General features: G+C 69.8%; 17 protein-coding genes and 1 riboswitch. Of the genes, 12 read left to right on the top strand and 5 right to left on the bottom strand.

Annotated features, from left to right (window positions below):
• Nucleotides 1-187: 187 nt before the first annotated feature.
• On the bottom strand, nt 188-1,420 hold the full coding sequence (locus tag ACFXJL_RS17255; protein WP_384633263.1) for a citrate synthase: 1,233 nt from the start codon (nt 1,418-1,420) through the stop codon (nt 188-190).
• An 80-nt stretch (nt 1,421-1,500) separates the two neighbouring features.
• On the opposite strand from ACFXJL_RS17255, the gene ACFXJL_RS17250 reads away from it, so the two are divergent.
• Nucleotides 1,501-2,682 (top strand): citrate synthase, encoded by a 1,182-nt coding sequence (locus tag ACFXJL_RS17250; RefSeq protein ID WP_384633260.1) that lies wholly within the window; start codon nt 1,501-1,503, stop codon nt 2,680-2,682.
• A 10-nt stretch (nt 2,683-2,692) separates the two neighbouring features.
• A complete protein-coding gene (locus ACFXJL_RS17245; RefSeq protein WP_384693153.1) occupies nt 2,693-3,928 on the top strand; it encodes a CobW family GTP-binding protein in 1,236 nt (411 codons plus the stop codon).
• A 99-nt stretch (nt 3,929-4,027) separates the two neighbouring features.
• On the opposite strand, the gene ACFXJL_RS17240 is transcribed toward ACFXJL_RS17245, so the two are convergent.
• Nucleotides 4,028-6,478 (bottom strand): DNA topoisomerase IV subunit A, encoded by a 2,451-nt coding sequence (locus tag ACFXJL_RS17240; protein WP_358878946.1) that lies wholly within the window; start codon nt 6,476-6,478, stop codon nt 4,028-4,030.
• A gap of 176 nt (nt 6,479-6,654) precedes the next feature.
• Between ACFXJL_RS17240 and ACFXJL_RS17235 the strand changes: the two genes are divergently transcribed.
• The 3 genes from ACFXJL_RS17235 (at nt 6,655) to ACFXJL_RS17225 (ending at nt 10,730) form a co-directional block, all read left to right on the top strand.
• Entirely contained in the window at nt 6,655-8,007 is a 1,353-nt protein-coding gene (locus tag ACFXJL_RS17235) for a pitrilysin family protein (protein WP_358879012.1), read from the top strand.
• 26 nt (nt 8,008-8,033) lie between these two features.
• Entirely contained in the window at nt 8,034-9,401 is a 1,368-nt protein-coding gene (locus tag ACFXJL_RS17230; RefSeq protein WP_358879013.1) for a pitrilysin family protein, read from the top strand.
• Between the two features lie 257 nt (nt 9,402-9,658).
• A riboswitch (cyclic di-AMP (ydaO/yuaA leader) is annotated at nt 9,659-9,821 on the top strand.
• Between the two features lie 12 nt (nt 9,822-9,833).
• Nucleotides 9,834-10,730, top strand: coding sequence for a M23 family metallopeptidase (locus tag ACFXJL_RS17225; RefSeq protein WP_358878947.1), 897 nt, complete (start codon nt 9,834-9,836; stop codon nt 10,728-10,730).
• 338 nt (nt 10,731-11,068) lie between these two features.
• Here the strand turns inward: ACFXJL_RS17225 and ACFXJL_RS17220 are convergent, their stop codons facing one another.
• Nucleotides 11,069-11,350, bottom strand: coding sequence for an HPr family phosphocarrier protein (locus ACFXJL_RS17220; protein WP_329024023.1), 282 nt, complete (start codon nt 11,348-11,350; stop codon nt 11,069-11,071).
• A 369-nt stretch (nt 11,351-11,719) separates the two neighbouring features.
• Here ACFXJL_RS17220 and ACFXJL_RS17215 point away from each other — a divergent pair, with 369 nt between their 5' ends.
• From ACFXJL_RS17215 to ACFXJL_RS17200, 4 genes are all read left to right on the top strand, one after another.
• Complete coding sequence (locus tag ACFXJL_RS17215) at nt 11,720-14,671, top strand: GNAT family N-acetyltransferase (protein WP_384693149.1); 2,952 nt, start codon at nt 11,720-11,722, stop codon at nt 14,669-14,671.
• A gap of 46 nt (nt 14,672-14,717) precedes the next feature.
• Nucleotides 14,718-15,332 (top strand): DUF5998 family protein, encoded by a 615-nt coding sequence (locus tag ACFXJL_RS17210; protein ID WP_329024026.1) that lies wholly within the window; start codon nt 14,718-14,720, stop codon nt 15,330-15,332.
• Complete coding sequence (locus ACFXJL_RS17205; RefSeq protein ID WP_384693145.1) at nt 15,332-16,534, top strand: alkaline phosphatase family protein; 1,203 nt, start codon at nt 15,332-15,334, stop codon at nt 16,532-16,534. Before ACFXJL_RS17210 ends, ACFXJL_RS17205 begins: the two co-directional genes overlap by 1 nt.
• An 84-nt stretch (nt 16,535-16,618) precedes the next feature.
• Entirely contained in the window at nt 16,619-17,356 is a 738-nt protein-coding gene (locus tag ACFXJL_RS17200) for a thymidine kinase (RefSeq protein ID WP_358878950.1), read from the top strand.
• Between the two features lie 151 nt (nt 17,357-17,507).
• Here ACFXJL_RS17200 and ACFXJL_RS17195 read toward each other — a convergent pair whose 3' ends face one another.
• Nucleotides 17,508-18,308, bottom strand: a complete 801-nt coding sequence (locus ACFXJL_RS17195) for a VOC family protein (protein ID WP_384693141.1) — start codon at nt 18,306-18,308, stop codon at nt 17,508-17,510.
• 225 nt (nt 18,309-18,533) lie between these two features.
• On the opposite strand from ACFXJL_RS17195, the gene ACFXJL_RS17190 reads away from it, so the two are divergent.
• Together ACFXJL_RS17190 and ACFXJL_RS17185 are read left to right on the top strand one after the other, a co-directional pair.
• Complete coding sequence (locus tag ACFXJL_RS17190) at nt 18,534-19,361, top strand: sulfurtransferase (protein ID WP_384633244.1); 828 nt, start codon at nt 18,534-18,536, stop codon at nt 19,359-19,361.
• Between the two features lie 223 nt (nt 19,362-19,584).
• A complete protein-coding gene (locus ACFXJL_RS17185) occupies nt 19,585-19,935 on the top strand; it encodes a cupin domain-containing protein (RefSeq protein ID WP_358878953.1) in 351 nt (116 codons plus the stop codon).
• A 22-nt stretch (nt 19,936-19,957) separates the two neighbouring features.
• Here ACFXJL_RS17185 and ACFXJL_RS17180 read toward each other — a convergent pair whose 3' ends face one another.
• The gene (locus tag ACFXJL_RS17180) at nt 19,958-20,236 is read right to left on the bottom strand and encodes a hypothetical protein (RefSeq protein ID WP_384693136.1); all 279 of its coding nucleotides are present in this window, start codon (nt 20,234-20,236) and stop codon (nt 19,958-19,960) included.
• Nucleotides 20,237-20,467: 231 nt separating this feature from the next.
• On the opposite strand from ACFXJL_RS17180, the gene ACFXJL_RS17175 reads away from it, so the two are divergent.
• Nucleotides 20,468-21,505, top strand: coding sequence for an ABC transporter substrate-binding protein (locus tag ACFXJL_RS17175; protein ID WP_384633241.1), 1,038 nt, complete (start codon nt 20,468-20,470; stop codon nt 21,503-21,505).
• The last annotated feature ends 310 nt before the right edge of the window (nt 21,506-21,815 follow it).

Raw genomic sequence — 21,815 nt, 5'->3', positions numbered from 1 at the left:
AGGGGCAAGCGGCCCTTTCCGAAATCATGCATCTCACAGTCGACGCTCTGCGAGGTCATGAATACAGGGGCGACATGATGCGGATCTTGGCTCTCCGGATGATGCGGATCTTGGCTCTCCGTTTGGCGGTGGCGGAGTGGTCCCCACGGCGGCTCGGCCCGAGGCGGACGCCCGCCGCCAGGACCGCCTAGGGCACGGCTCTGGGCGGTTGCGGTCCGTCGTACTGGCCGCTGGTGCGCCACCGCAGCCCCGGCTCCCCGTACTCCTCCAGTGCATGGGCGATCCAGCCGGCGGTCCGGGCCACGGCGAACACGGTCTCGCCCGCTTCAGGTCGCATCCGGGAGGCCAACGACAGGGCGGCCAGCGCCAGGTCCACATTGCCGCACAGCTGGGTCTGGCGGGCGGTCGCCGCCTCCACCGCACGGGCTGCCCCCAGGGCCGCCCCCGCCGTCGGCATCCGCTCCAGGGCGGCGAAGAGGGCCTCTGCGCGGGGGTCGGGACCCGAGTAGAGACGGTGTCCCAATCCCGGTACCGGTCGGCCCGCCCGCAGATGGTCCGCCACGACCGCCGCCGCGCTGCCCCGCTCCAGCACTTCGGCCAGCATCCGGTGGGCGAGCCCGCTGGCCGCCCCGTGCAGCGGCCCGTCCAGGGTCCCGAGCCCGGCTGACACCACGGCGTACGGATGGGCCCGCGCGGACGCCGCGACCCGTACGGCGAGGGTGGAGGCGGCCAGATCGTGGTCGATGAGCAGCGAGAGCGCCAGATCCAGGGCCCGCAGGGATGCGGTGTCCGGGCGGTTCGCGGTCAGCCGGCTCCAGAGCCGCTCGGCGATCGGGGCATCGGCGTGAGGCGGCTCACCGCACGGCGGCAGGGCGTCGACCAGGGTGGGGATCAGCATCCGGGCGACGCCCAGCACCGCGTCCCGCCCCAGATCGAAGCGCAGGGGGTCGGTGACACCCGCGGCGATGGCCGCGACGCGCAGCCGGTCCGCCGAACCACTGCTCTCGGGCAGCGCCTCGATCGAGCGTCGAGCCGCCGCCAGGGCTTCGGGGGGTGCGGTGAAGCGGACCTCGGTGTGCAGGGTCCCGGTCCACAGCCACTCCGCGATCTGCTCGTAGTGGTGGCGCCCGGCCAGTTCGGCGGCATCCACCCCGCGGAAGTAGTAGCGGTCCCCGTCGATCAGCGTGATGCGGGTACGGATGCGGGGGGTGTCGCCACCCGCGGCCGGTTCCCGTCGGCCCTTGCGGGCGAGCGCCTCGACCTCGCGGGCGTCGAAGGTGCTGCCGCGTCCTTCCGGATCGCGGCGGCTGGTCAGCTGCCCCCGGCTCACATAGGCGTACACCGTCGCGGGTTTCACCCCGAGCCGGTCGGCGGTCTCGCGGGTGGTCAGCCGGGGCGCGTCGGCCGAGTGGTCGGTCATAGGGACACCGTACCCACTCCATAGGCATATTGATTTAATCAATATTGACAATGATTGTGTCAAGCATGGACAGTCGAATCATGTCTGAGGAGGAGACCATGCACACCACCGCCGAAGCGATCTCAGCCCCCGCCGTACCGCGTGGACTCGCGGGCGTCATCGTCACCGACACGGGGATCGGGGACGTCCGCGGCCAGGAGGGCTTCTACCACTACCGCCAGTACGACGCCGTGGAACTGGCCGCCAACCGCAGCTTCGAGGACGTCTGGCACCTGATGGTGCACGGACGGCTGCCCGATGCCGCCGAACAGGCCGACTTCCTCGCCCGCACCGCCGCGTTGCGAGCCCTCCCCGCGGAGATGCGCTCCGTACTGCCCGCCATCTCCCGGGCCACCTCCCCCTCCGGGCCCCTCGCCGGACTGCGCACCGCCCTGTCGATGTTCGGCGCGCTCGCCGGGCTGAGCCCGGTGTACGACCTGGACGCCGAGGGACGCCGTAGTGATGCACTAGCTGCCTGCGCCGTCGTACCCACCCTGCTCACGGCCCTGTACAGGCTGGGTCAGGGGCTCGCCCCCGTCGAACCGCGCACCGATCTGCCGTACGCCGCCAACTACCTCTACATGCTCACCGGCACCGAGCCGGACCCCGGCCGGGCACGGGCGATCGAGCAGTACCTCATCTCCACCATCGACCACGGCTTCAACGCCTCCACCTTCACCGGTCGGGTCATCGCCTCCACCGGTGCGGACGTCGTCGCCTGTCTGACCGGCGCGATCGGTGCGCTCTCCGGGCCGCTGCACGGCGGCGCCCCCAGCCGTGCGCTGGACGCTCTGGACGCCATCGGTACCCCCGACCGCATCCGCCCCTGGGTGCGGGAACGGGTCATCGCGGGTGATCGCATCATGGGCTTCGGTCACCCCGTCTACCGCACTCAAGACCCTCGCTCGCGGATGCTGCGCACCATCGCGGAGGGCTTCGGCGGACCGCTGGTCGACTTCGCCGTACAGATGGAGGCGGAGGTGGAGCAGCTCCTGGCCGAGCTCAAACCGGGACGCGAACTGCACACGAACGTCGAGTTCTACGCGGGCGTCGTGATGGAGCTGTGCGGTCTGCCGCGGTCGATGTTCACCCCGACGTTCTGTGCGGCCCGAGTGATCGGCTGGAGTGCCAATATCCTGGAGCAGGCGGCCGACTCCAAGATCATCCGCCCGGCGGCCCGCTATGCGGGTCCGCCCCCGCCCCAGCCCGTGCCCGTCCTGTGAGAGGCCCCCGGTGAGTTCGCTTCCCGATCCGAGCCGACAGATCCCCGTCATCGTCCTCGCGGGCTTCCTCGGATCGGGGAAGACCACCTTGCTCAACCATCTGCTGCGGGCGAGCCGAGGCACCCGCATCGGAGCGATCGTCAACGACTTCGGGTCGATCGAGATCGACGCGATGACGGTCGCCGGTCAACTCGGCGACTCCACGGTCTCGCTCGGCAACGGCTGTCTGTGCTGCGCCGTGGACGCCAGCGAACTCGATGTCTTCCTCGACAAGCTCACCCGGCCCGCTGCCCGCCTCGATGTGATCGTCATCGAGGCCAGCGGGCTCGCCGAACCCTCCGAACTGGTCCGGATGCTGCTCGCCAGCGAGAACGAACGCATGGTCTACGGCGGGCTCGTGGAAGTGGTCGACGCCGCGGAGTACGAGACCACCCGCCAACGTCACCCCGAGATCGACCGGCACCTCGCCCTCGCCGACCTGGTGGTACTCAACAAGACCGACCGGGTCGACCGGGACGCGCTCGACCGGCTGCGGAAGGACCTCAAGGCCCCGGCGGCCGTGGTCGAATCCCGCTACGGACGGGTCGACCCGGAGCTGTTCTTCGATCGCAGGCCCAGCACGGAACGGGTCGGCCAACTCGCTTTCGACGACCTTCTGGCCGACGACTTTCTGATCGATGACTTCCTGAGCGACGACGTCTGCGATGGCCGGTCCGGCTGTGGCCATGAGCACCACCTCCACACCTCGTACGAGAGCGTCGCCTTCACCTCCAGCGCGCCCCTGCATCCGCGTCGACTGCTGGACTTCCTCGACACCCGGCCCGAGGGGCTCTACCGGATCAAGGGGTTCATCGACTTCGGGGCAGCCGACCCCCGCAACCGCTACGCCGTGCACGCGGTCGGGCGGTTTCTGCGGTTCTATCCCGAACCCTGGCCGCGGGACGCGGAGCGACAGAGCCAATTGGTTCTCATCGGTTCTGCCGTCGACGGTCCGGCGCTGTTGGGGGATCTGGAGTCCACGCGCGTCCACGACCTGGACGCGGCGCCGGACGAGCGCAGCCTGTGGGGCGTGCTGCGCTTCGTACAGACTCCCGCTGAAGACAGCCAAGACGGCGACGACGGTCACCAAGCAGACGACGGTCACCAAGCAGACGACACCGACCACGGATCGGCGGCGAGCGCTACGACCCGGTACGGCGAGACGGCCGAGCCGTACGCCTGGACCGGCCCCACCGAGGAGACTTAGGCGCCTCGCGCCGTCCCTCGGCGGCTCCTACCGGGCGTGCGGTCAGGTCTCGCCGGCCCGCCCCCGAGGCGGGCCGACGAGACCTACGTGGGACGTGCCTCAGCTCGGTGGACCGGCCAGCACCGCCACCGCCACGTCGAACGGGGTCCCCGAGCCATCGCGGCGCGGATCGGGCTCGGGAAGGTCGGTCGGCGTGCCGGTCTTCAGCGCAGCGCGGACCGGAGTCGCCCCAGCCCACGCCAGGAGCAGCACGTCCTCGCCCTTGAGGAACCGCTGGCAGCGCACACCGCCCGTCGCCCGACCCTTGCGCGGGTACTGGTCGAACGGTGTCAGCTTCGCCGTGGTGAACGAGTCGTCCAACGCCCCGGTGGAGCCGGCAGCCGTGAACACCACCGCGTCCACCGCCGGATCGACCGCGGTGAACGAGATCACCCGCGCGTCCGCCGTCAACTTGATGCCGGCCATGCCGCCCGCTGCCCGTCCCTGGGGCCTCACCTGTGCGGCGGGGAAGCGCAGGAGTTGGGCGTCGGAGCTGATGAAGACCAGATCCTCCTCGCCCGTCCGCAACTCGACACCTCCGACGATGCGGTCACCATCCCTGAGGGAGATGACCTCCAGTTCGTCCTTGTTCGTCGGATAGTCCGGGACGACACGCTTGACCACGCCCTGAAGGGTGCCGAGCGCGAGCCCGGGCGACGACTCCTCCAGGGTGGTCAGACAGATCACCGTCTCGTCCGCCTCCAGCGACAGGAACTCCGCCAGCGGAGCACCACCGGAGAGGTTCGGCGCGCTCGCGGTCTGCGGCAGCTGCGGTAGGTCGATCACCGACAGGCGCAGCAGCCGGCCACTGGAGGTGACCGCGCCCACATCGCTGCGGGCGGTCGATAGAACCGCGGAAACGATCACGTCGTGCTTGGCGCGCCTGGTGCCGCCGTCCGGCAAGGGTTCGCCCGTCGCCGTCCGTGCGAGCAGTCCCGTGGACGAGAGGAGCACTCGGCAGGGGTCGTCCGCGACCTCCAGCGCTGCTGCGGCGACCGGCGTGGACGCCGACTCCAGCAGGACCGTCCGTCGATCGGTGCCGAACTTCTTCGCCACGGACGCCAGTTCTCCGGAGACCAGCTTGCGCAGTTCGGCGTCCGAATCCAGGATGCGGGTCAACGCCTCGATCTCCGAGGTCAGCCGGTCCCGCTCGCTCTCCAGCTCGATCCGGTCGAACCGGGTGAGCCGACGCAGCGGGGTGTCCAGGATGTACTGCGTCTGGATCTCGGACAGGGAGAAGTGCGAGATCAGCCGCTCCTTGGCCTGGGCCGAGTTGTCGCTGGAGCGGATCAGCCGGATGACCTCGTCGATGTCGAGCAGGGCCACCAACAGGCCCTCGACCAGGTGCAGCCGGTCGCGACGCTTGGTGCGCCGGAACTCGCTGCGCCTGCGCACCACGGTGAACCGGTGGTCGAGATAGACCTCCAGCAGCTCCTTCAGCCCCAGCGTCAGCGGCTGGCCGTCGACCAGCGCCACGTTGTTGATGCCGAAGGACTCCTCCATCGGCGTCAACTTGTAGAGCTGCTCCAACACGGCCTCTGGGATGAAGCCGTTCTTGATCTCGATGACCAGACGCAGTCCGTGGGCGCGGTCGGTGAGGTCCTTGACGTCCGCGATGCCCTGGAGCTTCTTCGCCCCCACCAGGTCCTTGATCTTGGAGATCACCTTCTCGGGACCGACGGTGAAGGGCAGCTCGGTGATCACCAGGCCCTTGCGGCGCGGTGTGACGTCCTCGACGGTGGCCGTGGCGCGGATCTTGAAGGTGCCCCGACCGGTCGCGTACGCGTCCTTGATGCCGGACAGCCCCACCACCCGGCCGCCCGTGGGCAGGTCCGGGCCGGGGACGAAGCGCATCAACGTGGCCAGGTCGGCACCCGGATAGCGGATGAGATGACGGGCGGCGGCGATCACCTCGCCCAGATTGTGCGGCGGCATGTTCGTCGCCATGCCCACCGCGATCCCGGACGCGCCGTTGACCAGGAGGTTGGGGTACGCGGCGGGGAGCGCGACGGGTTCGCGCTCCTGCCCGTCGTAGTTCGGGGAGAAGTCGACGGTGTCCTCGTCGATGGACTCCGTCATCAACGAGGTGGCGTCGGCCATGCGGCATTCGGTGTACCGCATGGCGGCGGGCGGATCGTCATTGCCCAGCGAGCCGAAGTTCCCGTGGCCGTCGACCAGGGGGACCCGCATCGAGAACGGCTGTGCCATCCGCACCAGGGCGTCATAGATCGACGCGTCCCCGTGCGGATGCAGCTTGCCCATCACCTCGCCCACGACCCGGGCGCACTTCACATAGCCGCGCTCGGGGCGCAGCCCCATCTCGTTCATCTGGTAGACGATCCGACGCTGGACCGGCTTCATACCGTCACGGGCATCGGGCAGGGCACGGGAGTAGATCACCGAATAGGCGTACTCAAGGAAGGAGCCCTGCATCTCGTCGACGACGTCGATGTCGAGGATCTTCTCCTCGAAATCGTCGGGCGGCGGGGTTTTCGTGCTGCGGCGGGCCATCGCGGCTGCTGCTCCTTCACGTACCGGATCGGGAACTGATGCCGACCATTGTGGACCGTCCCACTGACAACGCCGACCGCGACCCGGGAACTTCGCCAGGTGTCAGCCTGCTTGCATACAGTGGCAGTGCTGCGAAGACAACCAACAGCATCGCGATCGAAGGGACGTACATGCCCATGGGTCATACGGCCACAGCGCAGGCCGGTTCCGGCGGCCTGACAGCGACGGAGCACCGATTGGCCAACGGCCTGCGGGTGGTGCTCTCCGAGGACCACCTGACCCCGGTCGCCGCGGTCTGCCTCTGGTACGACGTCGGCTCGCGCCACGAGGTCAAGGGTCGCACGGGCCTCGCCCACCTCTTCGAGCACCTGATGTTCCAGGGGTCGAAGCAGGTCCACGGCAACGGTCACTTCGAACTGGTGCAGGGTGCCGGCGGTTCACTGAACGGCACCACGAGCTTCGAGCGCACCAACTACTTCGAGACCATGCCCACCCATCAGCTTGAGCTCGCGCTCTGGCTGGAGGCCGACCGCATGGGTTCGCTGCTGGCCGCGCTCGACGACGAATCGATGGAGAACCAGCGGGACGTCGTGAAGAACGAGCGCCGCCAGCGCTACGACAACGTCCCCTACGGCACGGCCTTCGAACGGCTGACCGCCCTCGCGTACCCCGAGGGCCACCCGTACCACCACACCCCCATCGGCTCCATGGCCGATCTGGACGCGGCGACCCTGGAGGATGCCCGCGCCTTCTTCCGCACGTACTACGCGCCGAACAACGCGGTCCTGTCGGTCGTCGGGGACATCGACCCCGAGCAGACCCTCGCCTGGATCGAGAAGTACTTCGGTTCCATCGCCTCCCACGACGGCAAGCAGCCTCCGCGCGACGGTTCCCTGCCGGAGAACATCGGCCGGCAGCTGCGCGAGGTCATCGAGGAGGAAGTGCCCGCCCGCGCGCTGATGGCCGCCTACCGGCTGCCCCACGACGGCACCCGTGAGTGCGACGCCGTGGACATCGCGCTCACCATCCTCGGCGGCGGAGAGTCCTCCAGGCTCCACAACCGTCTGGTGCGCCGTGACCAGACGGCGGTGGCCGCAGGCTTCGGGCTGCTGCGCCTGGCCGGAGCCCCGTCCCTGGGCTGGTTGGACGTCAAGACCTCCGGCGGAGTGGAGGTCCCGCAGATCGAGTCCGCCGTCGACGAGGAGCTCGCCCGCTTCGGCGAGGAGGGCCCCACCCCCGAGGAGATGGAGCGCGCTCAGGCCCAGCTGGAGCGCGAATGGTTGGACCGTCTCTCCACCGTCGCCGGCCGTGCCGACGAACTGTGCCGGTACGCGGTGCTCTTCGGCGACCCCCAGTTGGCGCTGACAGCCGTGGACCGCGTCCTGAGCGTCACCGCTGACGAGGTGCAGGCGATCGCCAAGGCCCGACTGCGCCCGGACAACAGGGCGGTGCTGGTGTACGAACCGGTGTCCGCGGAGCAGGACGCCGCGGACGAGCAGAACGACGCAGAAGAGGGGGCGGACCAGTGACCGATGCAGCGCAGGCGCTGACCACCATGGAGTTCCACCCGCAGCCCCAGCCGGGCGAGGCCAGGCCCTGGGCCTTCCCCGCTCCCGACCGGGGAACCCTGCCCAACGGTCTGACCGTGCTTCGCTGCCACCGCCCCGGGCAGCAGGTCGTGGCCGTGGAGATCTCCCTCGTCGCACCGCTGGACGCCGAGCCCGAGGGCCTGGACGGCGTGGCCACCATCATGGCGCGCGCCCTGTCGGAGGGCACCGACAAGCGTTCGGCCGAGGAGTTCGCGGCCGAGTTGGAGCGTTGCGGCGCCACGCTGGACGCCCATGCGGACCACGCCGGGGTCCGGGTTTCCCTGGAAGTGCCCGTGTCCAGGCTGCTAAAGGCGCTGGGGCTGCTCGCGGAGGCCCTGCGCGCGCCCGCGTTCGCGGACAGCGAGATCGAGCGGCTGGTGCGCAACCGCCTGGACGAGATCCCGCACGAGACGGCCAACCCTGGCCGACGGGCGGCCAAGGAGCTGTACAAGCAGCTCTTTCCGGCCACGCTGCGGATCTCGCGTCCTCGGCTCGGCACCGAGGAGACGGTCTCCCGGATCGACTCCGCGGCCGTGCGCGCCTTCTTCGATGCGCACGTGCGACCCGCCACCGCCACCGCGGTGATCGTCGGTGACCTCACCGACGTCGATGTCGACGCCGTGCTCGCCGAAACCCTCGGCGACTGGTCGGGCGACAGCGGCGCGCCCCGTCCCGTCCCCGCGATCACCGGCGACGACCGCGGTCGGGTCGTCATCGTGGACCGGCCCGGTGCCGTGCAGACGCAACTGCTGATCGGCCGGGTCGGCGCGGACCGGCACGACCGGGTGTGGCCGGCGCAGGTCCTCGGTACGTACTGCCTGGGCGGCACGCTCACCTCGCGCCTGGACCGGGTGCTGCGGGAGGAGAAGGGCTACACGTACGGCGTCAGGGCCTTCGGGCAGGTCCTGCGGTCGACGGCCGACGGGACGGGCGCGTCCCTGCTGGGCATCAGCGGCTCGGTGGACACGCCCAACACCGGGCCGGCGCTCGACGATCTGTGGAAGGTGCTGCGCACCCTCGCGGCCGAGGGCCTGACGGACGCCGAGCGCGATGTCGCCGTCCAGAACCTGGTCGGGGTGGCTCCGCTGAAGTACGAGACCGCGGCTTCCGTGGCGAGCACGCTCGCCGACCAGGTGGAGCAGCACCTCGCGGACGACTACCAGGCCCAGTTGTATCTGCGGCTCGCCCAGACGGGCACCGTGGAGGCGACCGCCGCCGTGGTCAACGCCTTCCCCCAGGACCGGCTGGTGACGGTCCTCGTGGGCGATGCCGCGCAGATCGAGGAGCCGGTACGGGCTCTCGGCATCGGAGAAGTGACCGTGGTGGCGGGCTGATTGCCCGCTTCCGGTCGGACGGCCGTCCGTCTGTGCACGTCTGTGCAGGGCCCCGGTAGCCAGCTGGCGCCGGGGCCCTGCCGTGTTCCGGGAGTGCGAGCGACCCGAACAGGAAGGAAACCTGTCCGTTTTACGGGGAAGGCCACCGTCTCGACTGTGGCGTGGGCAACAAAAATGCCGGTCTGTTTGGCGCCTGGCGGTCCGTCCGCTTAGCGTCAGTGCGGCTGTTCGCGGGCAGTACGCCGCATCCGCGGCACGGACAGTCATCGCCGAGTCCCCGTCAGACGCGAGTCTGGGGAGCCGGGGACCCAGGTCCCTTGGGGTGAATCGGGTGCCTTCGCCACCGTGCGGAGGGATTCGTAGGAGACCTTCCTGCTCCGAACCCGTCAGCTAACCCGGTAGGCGAGAAGGAAGGAAAGGACCAGCCTCTACATGGCGCTCGCCCGTTCCACCGGGAGACACCGTGCCCCGGGCCGCAAGACGCGTACGAGTGCGGGATTCGCCTCCGCCGCGGCCCTCGCCACCACCGGAGTCGTCGGGACCCTCGCAGGTCCTGCCCTGGCCACCGACGACGGTTCCTTCGCCGCCGATGCCGGCTCGGTCGCCACCCCCGACAGTGGTACTGACAGCACTGATGGCGTCGACGGCACTACCGCGGGTGCCACCCCGGTGACGATGGACGCGGCCGTGACCGGCTCGACCATCGTTCAGACGGCTCGTACCCAGCACACCCTGACGGCCCAGATGCTGTCCGCGCACTCCTTGTCGGACGAGGTCGCCGACCAGGCCGTCATCCAAAAGCGCGAGGCACTGGCCCGGATGGAGGCGGCTGCGGAGGCCCGGCGCAAGGCCGAGGCCCGCGCCAACGAGATACGCGAGGCCAAGGAGCGCGCGGCCCGTGAGGCCGAGCGCCAGCGCCTGAACGCCTACCGTCTGCCGATCGCCGGATCCCACGTCACCACGGACTACCGCGCGGGTGGCTCGCAGTGGTCCTCCGGCAGCCACTCCGGCATCGACTTCCACGCCTCCACGGGGACCCCGGTGGTGGCGGTGGGCGCGGGCACGGTCGTCGAAGCGGGCTGGGGCGGGGCGTACGGCTACAACGTCGTCCTCAAGATGAACGACGGTTCGTACACGCAGTACGGGCACTTGTCGTCGCTGAGTGTCTCCGTCGGTCGGAGCGTCATGCCGGGCGACCAACTCGGCCGCGCCGGCTCCACCGGCAACTCCACGGGGGCGCATCTGCACTTCGAGGCCCGGACGAGCGCGGACTACGGGTCGGACGTCAACCCGCTCGCGTATCTGCGCGCCCACGGTGTGAAGATCTGAACCGTGCCGCGCTGATGGCCGGCGAGCGGTCGTCAGCGCGGGCGAGGTGCGGCGCCGGCGCCTACCGGCGGAATCCCACAGCGCCCTGGGCCCTCAGCTGTATCTGCTGTATCTGATGTCTCCAAGCATCTCCGAGCACGCCTCCGAGCGTCTCCAAGCATCCACAGCACAGAAAGCCGCGGCATTCCCGATACGGGGATGCCGCGGCTTTGTCGCGTCCGGCCGCTGAGGGCCGTATCGCCGAGGGGTCGGTACCGCTGAGAGTCGTACCGCTCAGTGCGTCGGTCCGGTGGGGTGCCTGAGTTCCCTGAGCGCAGGGGGTTCGGACGAGTGCCGGGTCAGACCGTCTCGGGAAGCTCGTCCAGGCCCTCGGCCACCAGCTTCGCCAGTCGGTCGAGCGCTTCGTCGGCGCCGGGTGCGTCGGAAGCGAGGACGATCTCCTCGCCGCCCTGCGCGCCCAGTCCGAGGACGGCGAGCATGGAGGCGGCATTGACCGGGGTGTCATCGACCTTGGCGATCGTCACGGGGACGCCGGAGGCCGTGGCGGCACGGACGAAGATGGAGGCGGGACGGGCGTGAAGGCCCTCGGCCCAGCCGACGTTGACGCGGCGCTCAGCCATGGTGTTGCCCTTCGAATTCAACGGTTGTCTAGACCAGTCTCTCACGCTGGCCCCTCCGAGAGCCGGCATCCCGACCTGTGGCGCGTGCCCCCAGGTCAGGGGCGCAGGGCGGGATATATCCCGTTCATTCGCACTGCTCAGCGCCTCCTGAATGTTGATCTTCCACAACTGCGGGGGAGTCTTCCTTCGCAGGGCGAATCCACGACCGGGGCACCGATGCGCTCGCCGCCCCCGCCCTCCGGCTCTTCGCAGGTGGGGCATCGCCCGCCCCGGGCCGGATGACTTCCGCTCGCGCACCCCTGGAGGTCCGCCCTCGCGGACTGTGCCGGGTAGCCCTCGCGATCGGTCGGCGCGCCTTAGGCTTTCGGCATGCAGACCACGCCCGAGCACGCGTACCCCGATCACTGGGAAGCGGATGTGGTGCTGCGTGATGGCGCCACAGCGCGCATCAGACCCATCACCACCGAGGACGCGGACCGGCTGGTCAGCTTCTACGAACAGGTCTCGGACGAGTCCAAGTACTACCGCTTCTTCGCGCCCTATCCCCGGCTCTCCGCCAAGGACGTCCACCGGTTCACCCACCACGACTACGTGGACCGGGTGGGGCTCGCCGTCACCGTCGGCGGTGAGTTCATCGCCACCGTCCGCTACGACCGCATCGACTCCCGGGGCCGGCCCGCCAGCGCTCCCGCGGATGAGGCGGAGGTCGCGTTCCTCGTCCAGGACGCCCACCAGGGCCGAGGTGTGGCCTCCGCCCTGCTGGAGCACATCGCGGCGGTGGCCCGGGAGCGGGGGGTAAGCCGTTTCGCGGCGGAGGTGCTTCCCGCCAACACCAAGATGATCAAGGTGTTCCGGGATGCGGGCTACACCCAGAAGCGCAGTTTCGAGGACGGGTCCGTCCATCTGACCCTCGACCTCGAACCCACCGCCGAGTCCCTCGCCGTGCAGCGGGCGCGTGAACAACGGGCTGAGGCACGCTCCGTGCAGCGGCTGCTCGCACCCGGTTCGGTCGTCGTGATCGGCACCGGACGGTCGATCGGCGGGGTGGGCCGGGCGGTCCTGCGCAATCTCATCGGCTCCGGATACACCGGCCGTACCTATGCGGTGAACCGTTCGTTCCCTCCCGACCAGCGCGACGTCGACGGTGTCCCGGCCTTCCGGTCCGTCGCCGAGATCGCCGCCGAGACCGACGAGGGCGTCGACCTGGCCGTCGTCGTGGTGCCCGCCGAACACGTACCGGACGTGGTCGCCGACTGCGGCGAGAACGGGGTGCGCGGGCTGATCGTGGTCTCCGCGGGATATGCCGAGAGCGGGCCGGAGGGGCGGGACCGTCAGCGCGACCTCGTACGACAGGCCCGCTCCTACGGCATGCGGATCATCGGCCCCAACTCCTTCGGCATCATCAGCACCGCAGAAGCCGTCCGTCTCAACGCCTCGCTCGCGCCCCACTCCCCGGCACCGGGTCGCATCGGCCTGTTCACCCAGTCCGGCGCGATCGGCATGGCCCTGTTGTCGGGGCTCCACCGCCGCGGCGCCGGCCTCTCCACCTTCATCTCCTCCGGCAACCGTGCGGACGTGTCCGGGAACGACTTCCTCCAGTACTGGTACGAGGACCCCGAGACCGATGTCGTCCTGCTGTACCTCGAATCGATCGGCAACCCGCGCAAGTTCACCCGGCTCGCCCGGCGCACCGCGGCGGTCAAACCCGTCGTGGTCGTCAAGGGGGCACGCCACAGCGGCAGCGAGCCACCCGGTCACGCCGTCCCCGTCACCCGCATTCCCGACGCGGCCGTCGGAGCGCTACTGCGCCAGGCGGGCGTGCTCCGCGTGGACACCGTCACCGAACTCGTCGACGCCGGCCTTCTCCTGGCCGGCCAACCGCTGCCCGCAGGTCCCAGGATCGCGATCCTGGGCAACTCGGAATCCCTCGGACTGCTGACCTACGACGCCTGCCTGACCGAGGGACTGCGGCCCCTGCCACCGCTCGACCTGACCACCGATGCCACCCCGGCCGACTTCGGCGCTGCGCTCACCCGTGCCCTCGCGGACGACGGCTGCGACGCGGTCGTGGTGACGGCGATCCCCTGGGTGGGGGACGACGGCGATCTTCGGGCCGGCGACGCCGAGGTCCTGGCCGCGGCCCTGAGCGAGGCGGCGGCTTCGGCCCCGGCGAAGCCGGTGACCGTGGTCCATGTGGAACTCGGCGGTCTCTCCTCGGCGCTGGCCGCGCTCCAGCCGCGCGCCACCGGCCGTCGGAGCGGGCCCGGCGGGACTGTCGGGGCTCCGGAAGCCGTCCACCGGCCCGCGAGCGATAACGAGCGCTCCACGCCACCCATCTCGGGCGCGACCGCAGCCACGGCCGCCCCGGGTCGGCAGGTCCCTGCCGCGGGTGCCCTGGCCCCCACGACGCACGAGAGCGTGATCGACGGCTCGGGCCCGACCACCCCCGAGCGCCGCATTCCCACCTATCCGGCCGCCGAGCGTGCCGTCCGGGCCCTGTCCCAAGCCGTTTCCTACGCCCGCTGGCGACGGGACGCGGCCGAGCCGGGAAAGGTCCCGGCGTACGACGACATCGACGAGAGCGGTGCCGCCGCCCAGATCCATGACCTGCTCGGGGATGCGGAGGACGCCCCGGCGGCCACCCTGCCGGCCGCCGAGGCGCACCGCCTGCTCGCGCGCTACGGGATCGAGGTGCGGGGCGCGCTGGCCGCACCCGGACCCGACGAAGCAGTCGCCGCGGCGGAGGAGCTGGGGTATCCGGTGGCGCTGAAGACCACCGCCCCCCATCTGCGACATCGCCCCGATCTCGGTGGTGTGCGTCTCGACCTCGCGAACGAGACCCAGCTGCGGCAGGCGTACGGGGAGCTCACCGCCCTGCTCGGAAAGCCCGTCGAGCTGCAACCCGTCGTCCAGGCGATGGCCCCCCGCGGGGTGGACACGGTCGTTCGTGCGGTCATTGATCCCGCCGTGGGCGCCGTGCTCTCGTTCGGGCTCGCCGGCGCTGCCTCCGAGCTGCTCGGCGACACCTCGCACCGGTTGGTCCCCGTCACCGACCGCGATGCAGCCGAGCTGATCAGGGCAATCCGGACTGCTCCGCTCCTCTTCGGTTGGCGCGGATCCGCTCCGGTGGACACCGCGGCCCTGGAACAGCTGCTGTTGCGCGTATCACGTTTGGTCGACGATCACCCGGAAGTAGTCGGAATCAGTCTTGAACCCGTCGTTGTGGCTCAGCATGGCCTCTCCGTGCTCGGTGCATCCGTGCGACTCGCACCGCCCGCCGCCTTCACTGACCTGGGCCCACGTCGACTCCCGAGCTACTGAGCGGACTGAACGCTTGACCCCCCACTGGCCCCGTAGGATGGACCGCATGGCGAAGACCGGTACGACGACCCAGGGGCTGCGCGCGGCGATCGAGCGCAGCGGCTACTACCCGGCTCTCGTGGCCGAGGCGGTGGAAGCCGCCGTCGGCGGCGAGCAGATCGGTTCGTACCTGGTGCACCAGGAGACCACCTTCGACGCCAACGAAGTACGGCGTCATGTCACCGTCCTCGTCCTGACGAGCCATCGCTTCATCGTGAGCCACACCGATGAGCAGACGGCCGACTCCAGTTCCCCCACGCCCTACGCCACGACCTCGACCGAGTCCGTGAAACTCGATCGGATCTCCTCGGTCGTGGTCAGCCGGGTGGTGGCCAACCCCGAGTCCTACACTCCAGGCACCCTGCCCCGCGAGGTCGTCCTGACCATCGGCTGGGGCGCGGTCGCCCGGCTCGACCTGGAGCCCGCCGCCTGCGGCGACCCCAACTGCGAAGCCGACCACGGCTACACCGGCAACTCCACCGCCGATGATCTGAGCCTGCGCGTCAGTGAAGCGGGCGACGGCCCCGACACCGTCCGACAGACCCTGGTCTTCGCCCAGGCGCTGTCCGAGGCGACCGCGGCCACGGCGTCCGCACCCTCCGGCCGGGCGACCGGTCGCTGATGGTGCAGCACACGCCCCAAGCGCTCTGGCCCGACGATCCGGCGCCGCTCGCCATCGACACGGCACCCGTACCCGCGTACGGCCGTGGATCGCTCGCCGATCTCCTCCCCACTCTCGTCGCAGGTCAAGGCGTCCCCGGGTACTCCCGGCTCATGGGAGAGCTCGTCCCGGCCGACCGTAACTGCGTCTTCTTGATCGACGGTCTCGGTTGGCAGCAGATCAAGGACCACCCGGACGAAGCGCCCTATCTCACCTCGCTACTCGCCAGCTCGCGAGGTGCCACCGGGCAGCCCATCACCGTCGGCTTCCCGGCGACCACGGCGACGTCCCTCGCCTCGATCGGCACCGGTCTCGCGCCCGGCCAGCACGGTCTGCCCGGCTATATGGTCAGGGACCCCGAGAGCGGCCGGCTGATGAACCAGTTGCGCTGGAAGCCGTACACCGATCCACGCAGCTGGCAGCCGTACCCCACCGTCTTCCAGCGCGCGCACGAGGCCGGGGTGCACACCGCGCAGGTCTCGTCCCCCATATTCGAGCACACCCCGCTCACCGAGATCGCCCTCAGCGGCGGCACGTTCCACGGCCGGCTCAGCGGCGAGGAACGCATGGATCTGGCAGCCGAGCAGTTGGGCGCCGCCGATCGCTCGCTGGTCTACACGTACTACAGCGAAGTCGATGGCAAGGGGCATCGCTTCGGCATCGAATCCGATGCCTGGCGCGGCCAACTGATGTACGTCGACCGGCTGGTCCAGCGTCTGGCCGAGCAACTGCCCCCGCGGTCGGCGCTCTACGTCACCGCCGACCACGGCATGATCGACATTCCCTTCGACGAGGAGTCCCGGATCGACTTCGATGAGGACTGGGAGCTGCGCGCAGGTGTCGCCCTCCTGGGCGGCGAGGGACGAGCCCGTCATGTGTACGCGGTTCCCGGAGCCCAGTCCGACGTCCTGGCCGTCTGGCGTGAGGTACTCGGCGACCGCTTCTGGGTCGCGAGTCGTGAAGAGGCCGTGACGGCAGGCTGGTTCGGGCCTTCGGTCGACGAGCGGGTGATCGGGCGCATCGGTGATGTGGTGGCCGCGGCCTGCACCGATGTGGCGATCACCGCATCCGTCAACGAGCCGAACGAGTCGGCGATGGTGGGGATGCACGGTTCGATGACCGCCACCGAACAACTGGTGCCCCTCCTCGAAGTCCGCACCTGACCCCGTACCCGATCCCGTACGTTCCCATCGCACCACCCATGACGCGTCCATCACCCCACAGACCTGAAAGGTCCTCACTCCGCCATGCCCGAGCTGGTGTTCTTCTCCGGAACCATGGACTGCGGAAAGTCCACCCTGGCTCTGCAGATCGAGCACAACCGTTCGGCGCGCGGCCTCCAGGGCGTGATCTTCACCCGGGACGACCGTGCCGGTGAGGGAAAGCTCTCCTCCCGGCTCGGACTGGTCACCGACGCGGTGGAGGCCGCCGAGGGGTTCGACCTCTACGGCCACCTCGTCGACCGACTCTCCCAGGGCGGACGCTGCGACTACGTCATCGCCGACGAGGCACAGTTCTTCGCCCCGGAGCAGATCGACCAACTGGCCCGGGTGGTGGACGACCTGGAGTTGGACGTCTTCGCCTTCGGCATCACGACCGACTTCCGCTCCAAGCTCTTCCCCGGCTCCCAACGCCTGGTGGAACTCGCCGACCGCATCGAGGTCCTCCAGGTGGAAGCCCTGTGTTGGTGCGGAGCCAGGGCCACGCACAACGCCCGTACGGTCGGCGGGCTGATGGTGGTCGAAGGCGCGCTGGTGGTGATCGGAGATGTCAACGCCGACGGGATGGCCGGGGAGGTCGGCTACGAGGTGCTGTGCCGACGCCACCACCGACGTCGGATGACGGCAGCCAGCGCCCGGGCTGCGGCGCTCTCCCCGGACGTCCTGCCCGTGGACACCGCTCCGACGTCCACGCACTCCTTCGTGGCGCCCGCCGAACCGGTCACCGGGGGCGAACAGCGGGACGCCACCGCCGGACACCGCTGATCACTGCTGGGGCGAGCGCTTCGTGCCGCGCACTCCGGGTCGGTTCCGAAGGCGTTTCACACCGTCCCCGGAACCGACCCTTGAGCTTCACCCACCCGCAGCCCCGGCCGCACCGCGTGCCGCGCCCACGGGCCGTCTCCCTAGTGCGGCGTCAGGGCAGCAACCGTACGAGGGTGAACACGGCACCCTCGGGGTCGGACACGGTGGCCGTGCGACCGTGCGGGCCGTCCCAGGGCGGAGTGATCACCTGCCCGCCCAGTTCGATCACCTGGGAGGCACTGCGATCGGTGTCCTCGACCTGGAAGTACGTCATCCAGGCGGTACCGCGCCGCCGCGACAGGGTGCGGCCCACTCCGTGCAGCGCCGCAACCGCTCGACCGTCCAGCAGCAGCGTCACATGATCGTATTCCTCGTCCGATGGGCTCCCCTCTTCCGGTGCGACGGATGTGTCCGCCCGGGTCTCGTAGCCGAAGACCGATTCGTAGAACTTGCTCACCGACGTCGTCGTCGAGGTCAACAACTCGTGCCAGACCGGGGTGCCGTGGGTGCCGTGCAGCGAGATTCCGTGGTGACTCGCCGGTTGCCAGAGACCGAACACCGCACCCGCGGGATCGGTCACGATCGCCATCCGGCCGGCATCGGCCGCGTCCAACGGGCCCACGCCCACGGTGCCACCGCTGCATCTGACCAACTCCGCGCTCGCGTCGGCGTCATCGGTCCACAGATAGGGCGTCCAGGCGATCGGCAGTTGACGGTCCGCGGGTAGCCGTCCGATACCCGCGACCTCCTTGCCGTCGAGGAGCCCGCGCACATAGGGGCCGAGTTGGCCCGGCCCGGGGGCGAACTCCCATCCGAACAGCTCGCCGTAGAACATCTGGATCTCATCAAGGCCATGCACCATCAAGCTCACCCAGCAGGGTGTGCCAGGTGTGCGCCGAGTTGCCTCGGTCATCGTCACTCTCTCCTCGGACCATCGTGGTGGCCGTACGGGGGGACGGGGTGCGCGCCGTCGTGTGGAAAGGGCGTGCGCCCCGAGCGAATGGTTCCATCCCCCGGCGCTCAGTGCGCCCTGGCCGCGCCGCTTTTGGCGGGTTGCCTCCCCAGCATGCCGGATTTGTCATTGCAGATCTGTTTCGGAGGCATTCTGCGGCGTCGGCGGTGAGCGAGGATGGCCGGCATGAATCCCATCATCTCCGCCGCCGATCTCGCTGCTGAACTGGCCGGCGAGCAGCCGCCCGTCCTCCTCGACGTCCGCTACCAGTTGGGAGGCCCCCACGGTCGGGACGCCTACGACGCCGGGCACATTCCCGGTGCCGTCTTCATCGATCTGGACGCGGAACTGGCCTCCCCGCCCGGGGTCGACGGCCGTCATCCCTTGCCCGACGTCGAAGCTTTCGGTGCGGCGATGCGGCGTGCCGGGGTCTCGGCCGGGGCTCCGGTGGTCACCTATGACGCCGCGCAAGGATGGGGTGCGGCGCGGGCGTGGTGGCTGTTGCGGTGGGCAGGCCACCAGTCGGTGCGGGTGCTGGACGGCGGGCTCGCCGCCTGGGAAGGCCCGTTGGAGAGCGAGACGCCCAAGCCGACCGAGGGTGACTTCGCGCCCGAGCCGGGCGCGCTACCACTGTTGACGGCGGATTCGGCCGCGGCACTGGCCCGCTCAGGGGTGCTCCTCGATGCCCGTGCCGCCGAGCGCTATCGAGGCGAAGTGGAGCCGATCGACCCGGTGGCGGGTCATATCCCCGGGGCGGTGTCCGCACCCACGTCCGAGAACGTGGACGAGCAGGGCCGCTTTCTGCCCGCTGCCCGGCTGGCCTCCCGTTTCGAGGCGCTCGGCGCCGAGGCCGGCGCGGAAGTCGGGGTCTACTGCGGCTCCGGGGTTTCCGGCGCACACCAGGCCGTCGCCCTGGAGCTCGCCGGATTCACTCCTGCGCTGTACGCGGGGTCCTGGTCGCACTGGACCCAGGACCCCGCGCGGCCGGTGGCGACCGGGCCGGATCGAGGCTGAGGCGGCAAGCCCGGGCGGATCGGTGGCGCCACCGGCCGGGCGGATCGGTTGCCACCGGCCGCGCGGGTTGGTCGGTTGCCACCGGCCGTGCGGGTCGACGGGGGAGGGGTGCATCTCGGACCTATCACATGGTTATGAGATGGTCAGCCCAGTAATGCAGCAACACTCCCGAGTGCGCCGAAATCCGGCACGACCGTACGCAAGGAAAGGCACCGCCCCGGCCATGGACCAGAGCTTCTCCGTGCACATCCCCGACGCTTCGCTCGACCCCGACCCGCTCGATCCCGGGCAGATCGTCTCCGGCACTCCCGAGGTCAGCGGCAAGCTCCTGTGGGAGTCGACCGACGGCCGGCAGTTGCGTGGTATCTGGCAGATCACCCCCGGTGTGGTCACCGATGTCGAGGAGGAGGAACTCTTCGTCGTCGTCAGCGGCCGTGCCACGATCGACATCGAGGGCGGCCCCACCCTTGAGGTCGGGCCGGGTGACCTGGGGGTGCTGAGCCGGGGCGACCGGACGACCTGGACCGTCCACGAGACGCTCCGCAAGGCGTACGCGATCACCCTGCCCGCCTAGGGACTGAGTGCCCAACGGGGGATCACGGGACAGTCCTGGGGCTGCCCACCTCCTCGCCTGGGGCTGCCCACCCCCTCGCCGTCCCCGTGCTCCTGCCCGCTCCCCGGTACGGCTCACCGTGCCGGGGAGCGGCGCGTTCACCGGTCGTCCAGGCATCGGCGCGGGCCGAGCGACGCAGTGCCGATGCGGTCATCAGCGCCACGGCGGGGTGGGGCGGCGCCGAGCCGAAGCGGCCGGTCGGTGTCCCGCGCGGACGCTCGGGACACATGGGTTCCTCGTCTGTGCCGCGTGCCTTCTCCATGCCCGTACGACAGCGCCACGACGGGTTGCGACAGGTGTCCAAGCGGGTGCAGCCGCCGGTGAAAGGGTCGGGCCCGAGCTGCGGGAACAACACAAGGCGACCGGTCAACGGAGTTGACGGTGTGTCAACAGCCCTGACATTGCTGCCACTTGAGTCGAGAGTTAGGTTAGCCTCGCCAAAATGTTCTTAGTGAAGCACTCCACGGGTTGGACATCGAGAAGCACGGACCACGTGCAGCCACTCTCCCGCACCCCTCACACTCCCAACCGGGGCGACCGGAGCCGCCGCAGGTTCTCGGCGCTCATCGCGGCGACGCTCGCCCTCGCTCTCGCCTTGACCGCCTGCGGCGACGCCGACGGCGACGATCCGACGGATTCCCGCAAGGCCGGGGCGGCCGGGTCCTATCCGGTCTCCATCACCCATGCCAAGGGCAAGACCGTCGTTCCGTCCAAGCCCAAGCGGGTCGTGGCCCTCGGCTATGTCGATGTCGCGTTGGCCCGGGCGCTGGGTGCTCCGATCGTCGGCGCGCTGAAGTTCTCGGGCGGAGCGGACGGGCGGAACTTCCCCGCCGTCACCCCGCCCCTCGACGAAGAGGTCGCCGTCCTCGACGAGACCAAGCCCAATGTGGAGAAGATCGCCGCGCTGCGTCCCGATCTCATCCTGATGACCTCCGGCCAGCCGACGTACCAGGACGCCTACTCCAAGTTGAGTGCGATCGCGCCCACTCTCGGCTACCGCACCAAACTCGCCCAGGACGACCCCACGGAGACCACCCGCCTCATGGGTGAACTCCTCGGTGAGCAGAAGGCGGCAACCGAGTTGATCGCGTCATCGGAGCGCGCGATCGCCGACTTCGTGGCCAAGCACCCAGCGGCCAAGGGGAAGAAGGCGCTGTTCGGGCAGGCCCTGCCCGACAACGCCTATCTGCTGGTCACTCCGGATGCACAGGTGAACCGCTTCTTCGCACGACTCGGTCTCGTGGTGCCGGCCGAGTTCGCGGCCCTCGCGGGTGATGTCGGCCCCACCGGGAGTGCGGCGCTCAGCCTGGAGGAACTCGACCGCCTCGATGCGGCCGACATCGCGTTCCTGCTCTTCAGGGACCCGAAGATCAAGGACCATGCCCTGGTGAGAGCGCTCGACCTCACCAAGAAGGGACGGTTGGCCAGCCTCGACATGGGCACGGCGTACGTGGTGCTCCTGCCGAACCCGGCGAACACGGCGTATCTGCTCGGCAAGATAGAACCGACGGTCGCCAAGCTCGCGGAGTAGCGGCCCGGGTCGTGCGCCGTCGAGCACCTTGCCGGTCCGGGCCGCGGTTCGATCACCGGCGGCAGTCGGGTTGACGGTTGCGGTGTTGGGTTGACGGTTGCGGCGTTGGGTGGGCCCGTGCACCTCACGGGCCCACCCAACACCGTCTGTTGTGCGCGCTTCGGTCGTCGCCCAATGCCAGGTGACCCGTACGAACTCGTTCGATGTGGATGTCGATGCATCGGCACATCTGATGATCGGCCGCGAGGCGCCGTCTGACCTGCGGTATCGCTCGATGGTCCGCCCCCCCGTTCATCGTCTCCCGCACCGC

The sequence above is a fragment of the Streptomyces sp. NPDC059256 genome (genome assembly GCF_042753785.1).
Classification (GTDB): Bacteria; Actinomycetota; Actinomycetes; order Streptomycetales; family Streptomycetaceae; genus Streptomyces.
This window is presented reverse-complemented; position numbering and strand designations above follow the sequence as displayed.

Bases quoted from the DNA above. Each gene is read 5' to 3' on its own strand.
- ACFXJL_RS17230 (WP_358879013.1), top strand. From the start codon at position 8,034: ATGGAGTTCCACCCGCAGCCCCAGCCGGGCGAGGCCAGGCCCTGGGCC.
- ACFXJL_RS17205 (WP_384693145.1), top strand. From the start codon at position 15,332: ATGGTGCAGCACACGCCCCAAGCGCTCTGGCCCGACGATCCGGCGCCG.
- ACFXJL_RS17190 (WP_384633244.1), top strand. From the start codon at position 18,534: ATGAATCCCATCATCTCCGCCGCCGATCTCGCTGCTGAACTGGCCGGC.
- ACFXJL_RS17215 (WP_384693149.1), top strand. From the start codon at position 11,720: ATGCAGACCACGCCCGAGCACGCGTACCCCGATCACTGGGAAGCGGAT.
- ACFXJL_RS17250 (WP_384633260.1), top strand. From the start codon at position 1,501: ATGTCTGAGGAGGAGACCATGCACACCACCGCCGAAGCGATCTCAGCC.
- ACFXJL_RS17200 (WP_358878950.1), top strand. From the start codon at position 16,619: ATGCCCGAGCTGGTGTTCTTCTCCGGAACCATGGACTGCGGAAAGTCC.
- ACFXJL_RS17255 (WP_384633263.1), bottom strand. From the start codon at position 1,420: ATGACCGACCACTCGGCCGACGCGCCCCGGCTGACCACCCGCGAGACC.
- ACFXJL_RS17180 (WP_384693136.1), bottom strand. From the start codon at position 20,236: ATGGAGAAGGCACGCGGCACAGACGAGGAACCCATGTGTCCCGAGCGT.
- ACFXJL_RS17240 (WP_358878946.1), bottom strand. From the start codon at position 6,478: ATGGCCCGCCGCAGCACGAAAACCCCGCCGCCCGACGATTTCGAGGAG.
- ACFXJL_RS17225 (WP_358878947.1), top strand. From the start codon at position 9,834: ATGGCGCTCGCCCGTTCCACCGGGAGACACCGTGCCCCGGGCCGCAAG.
- ACFXJL_RS17220 (WP_329024023.1), bottom strand. From the start codon at position 11,350: ATGGCTGAGCGCCGCGTCAACGTCGGCTGGGCCGAGGGCCTTCACGCC.
- ACFXJL_RS17210 (WP_329024026.1), top strand. From the start codon at position 14,718: ATGGCGAAGACCGGTACGACGACCCAGGGGCTGCGCGCGGCGATCGAG.
- ACFXJL_RS17235 (WP_358879012.1), top strand. From the start codon at position 6,655: ATGGGTCATACGGCCACAGCGCAGGCCGGTTCCGGCGGCCTGACAGCG.
- ACFXJL_RS17185 (WP_358878953.1), top strand. From the start codon at position 19,585: ATGGACCAGAGCTTCTCCGTGCACATCCCCGACGCTTCGCTCGACCCC.
- ACFXJL_RS17195 (WP_384693141.1), bottom strand. From the start codon at position 18,308: ATGACCGAGGCAACTCGGCGCACACCTGGCACACCCTGCTGGGTGAGC.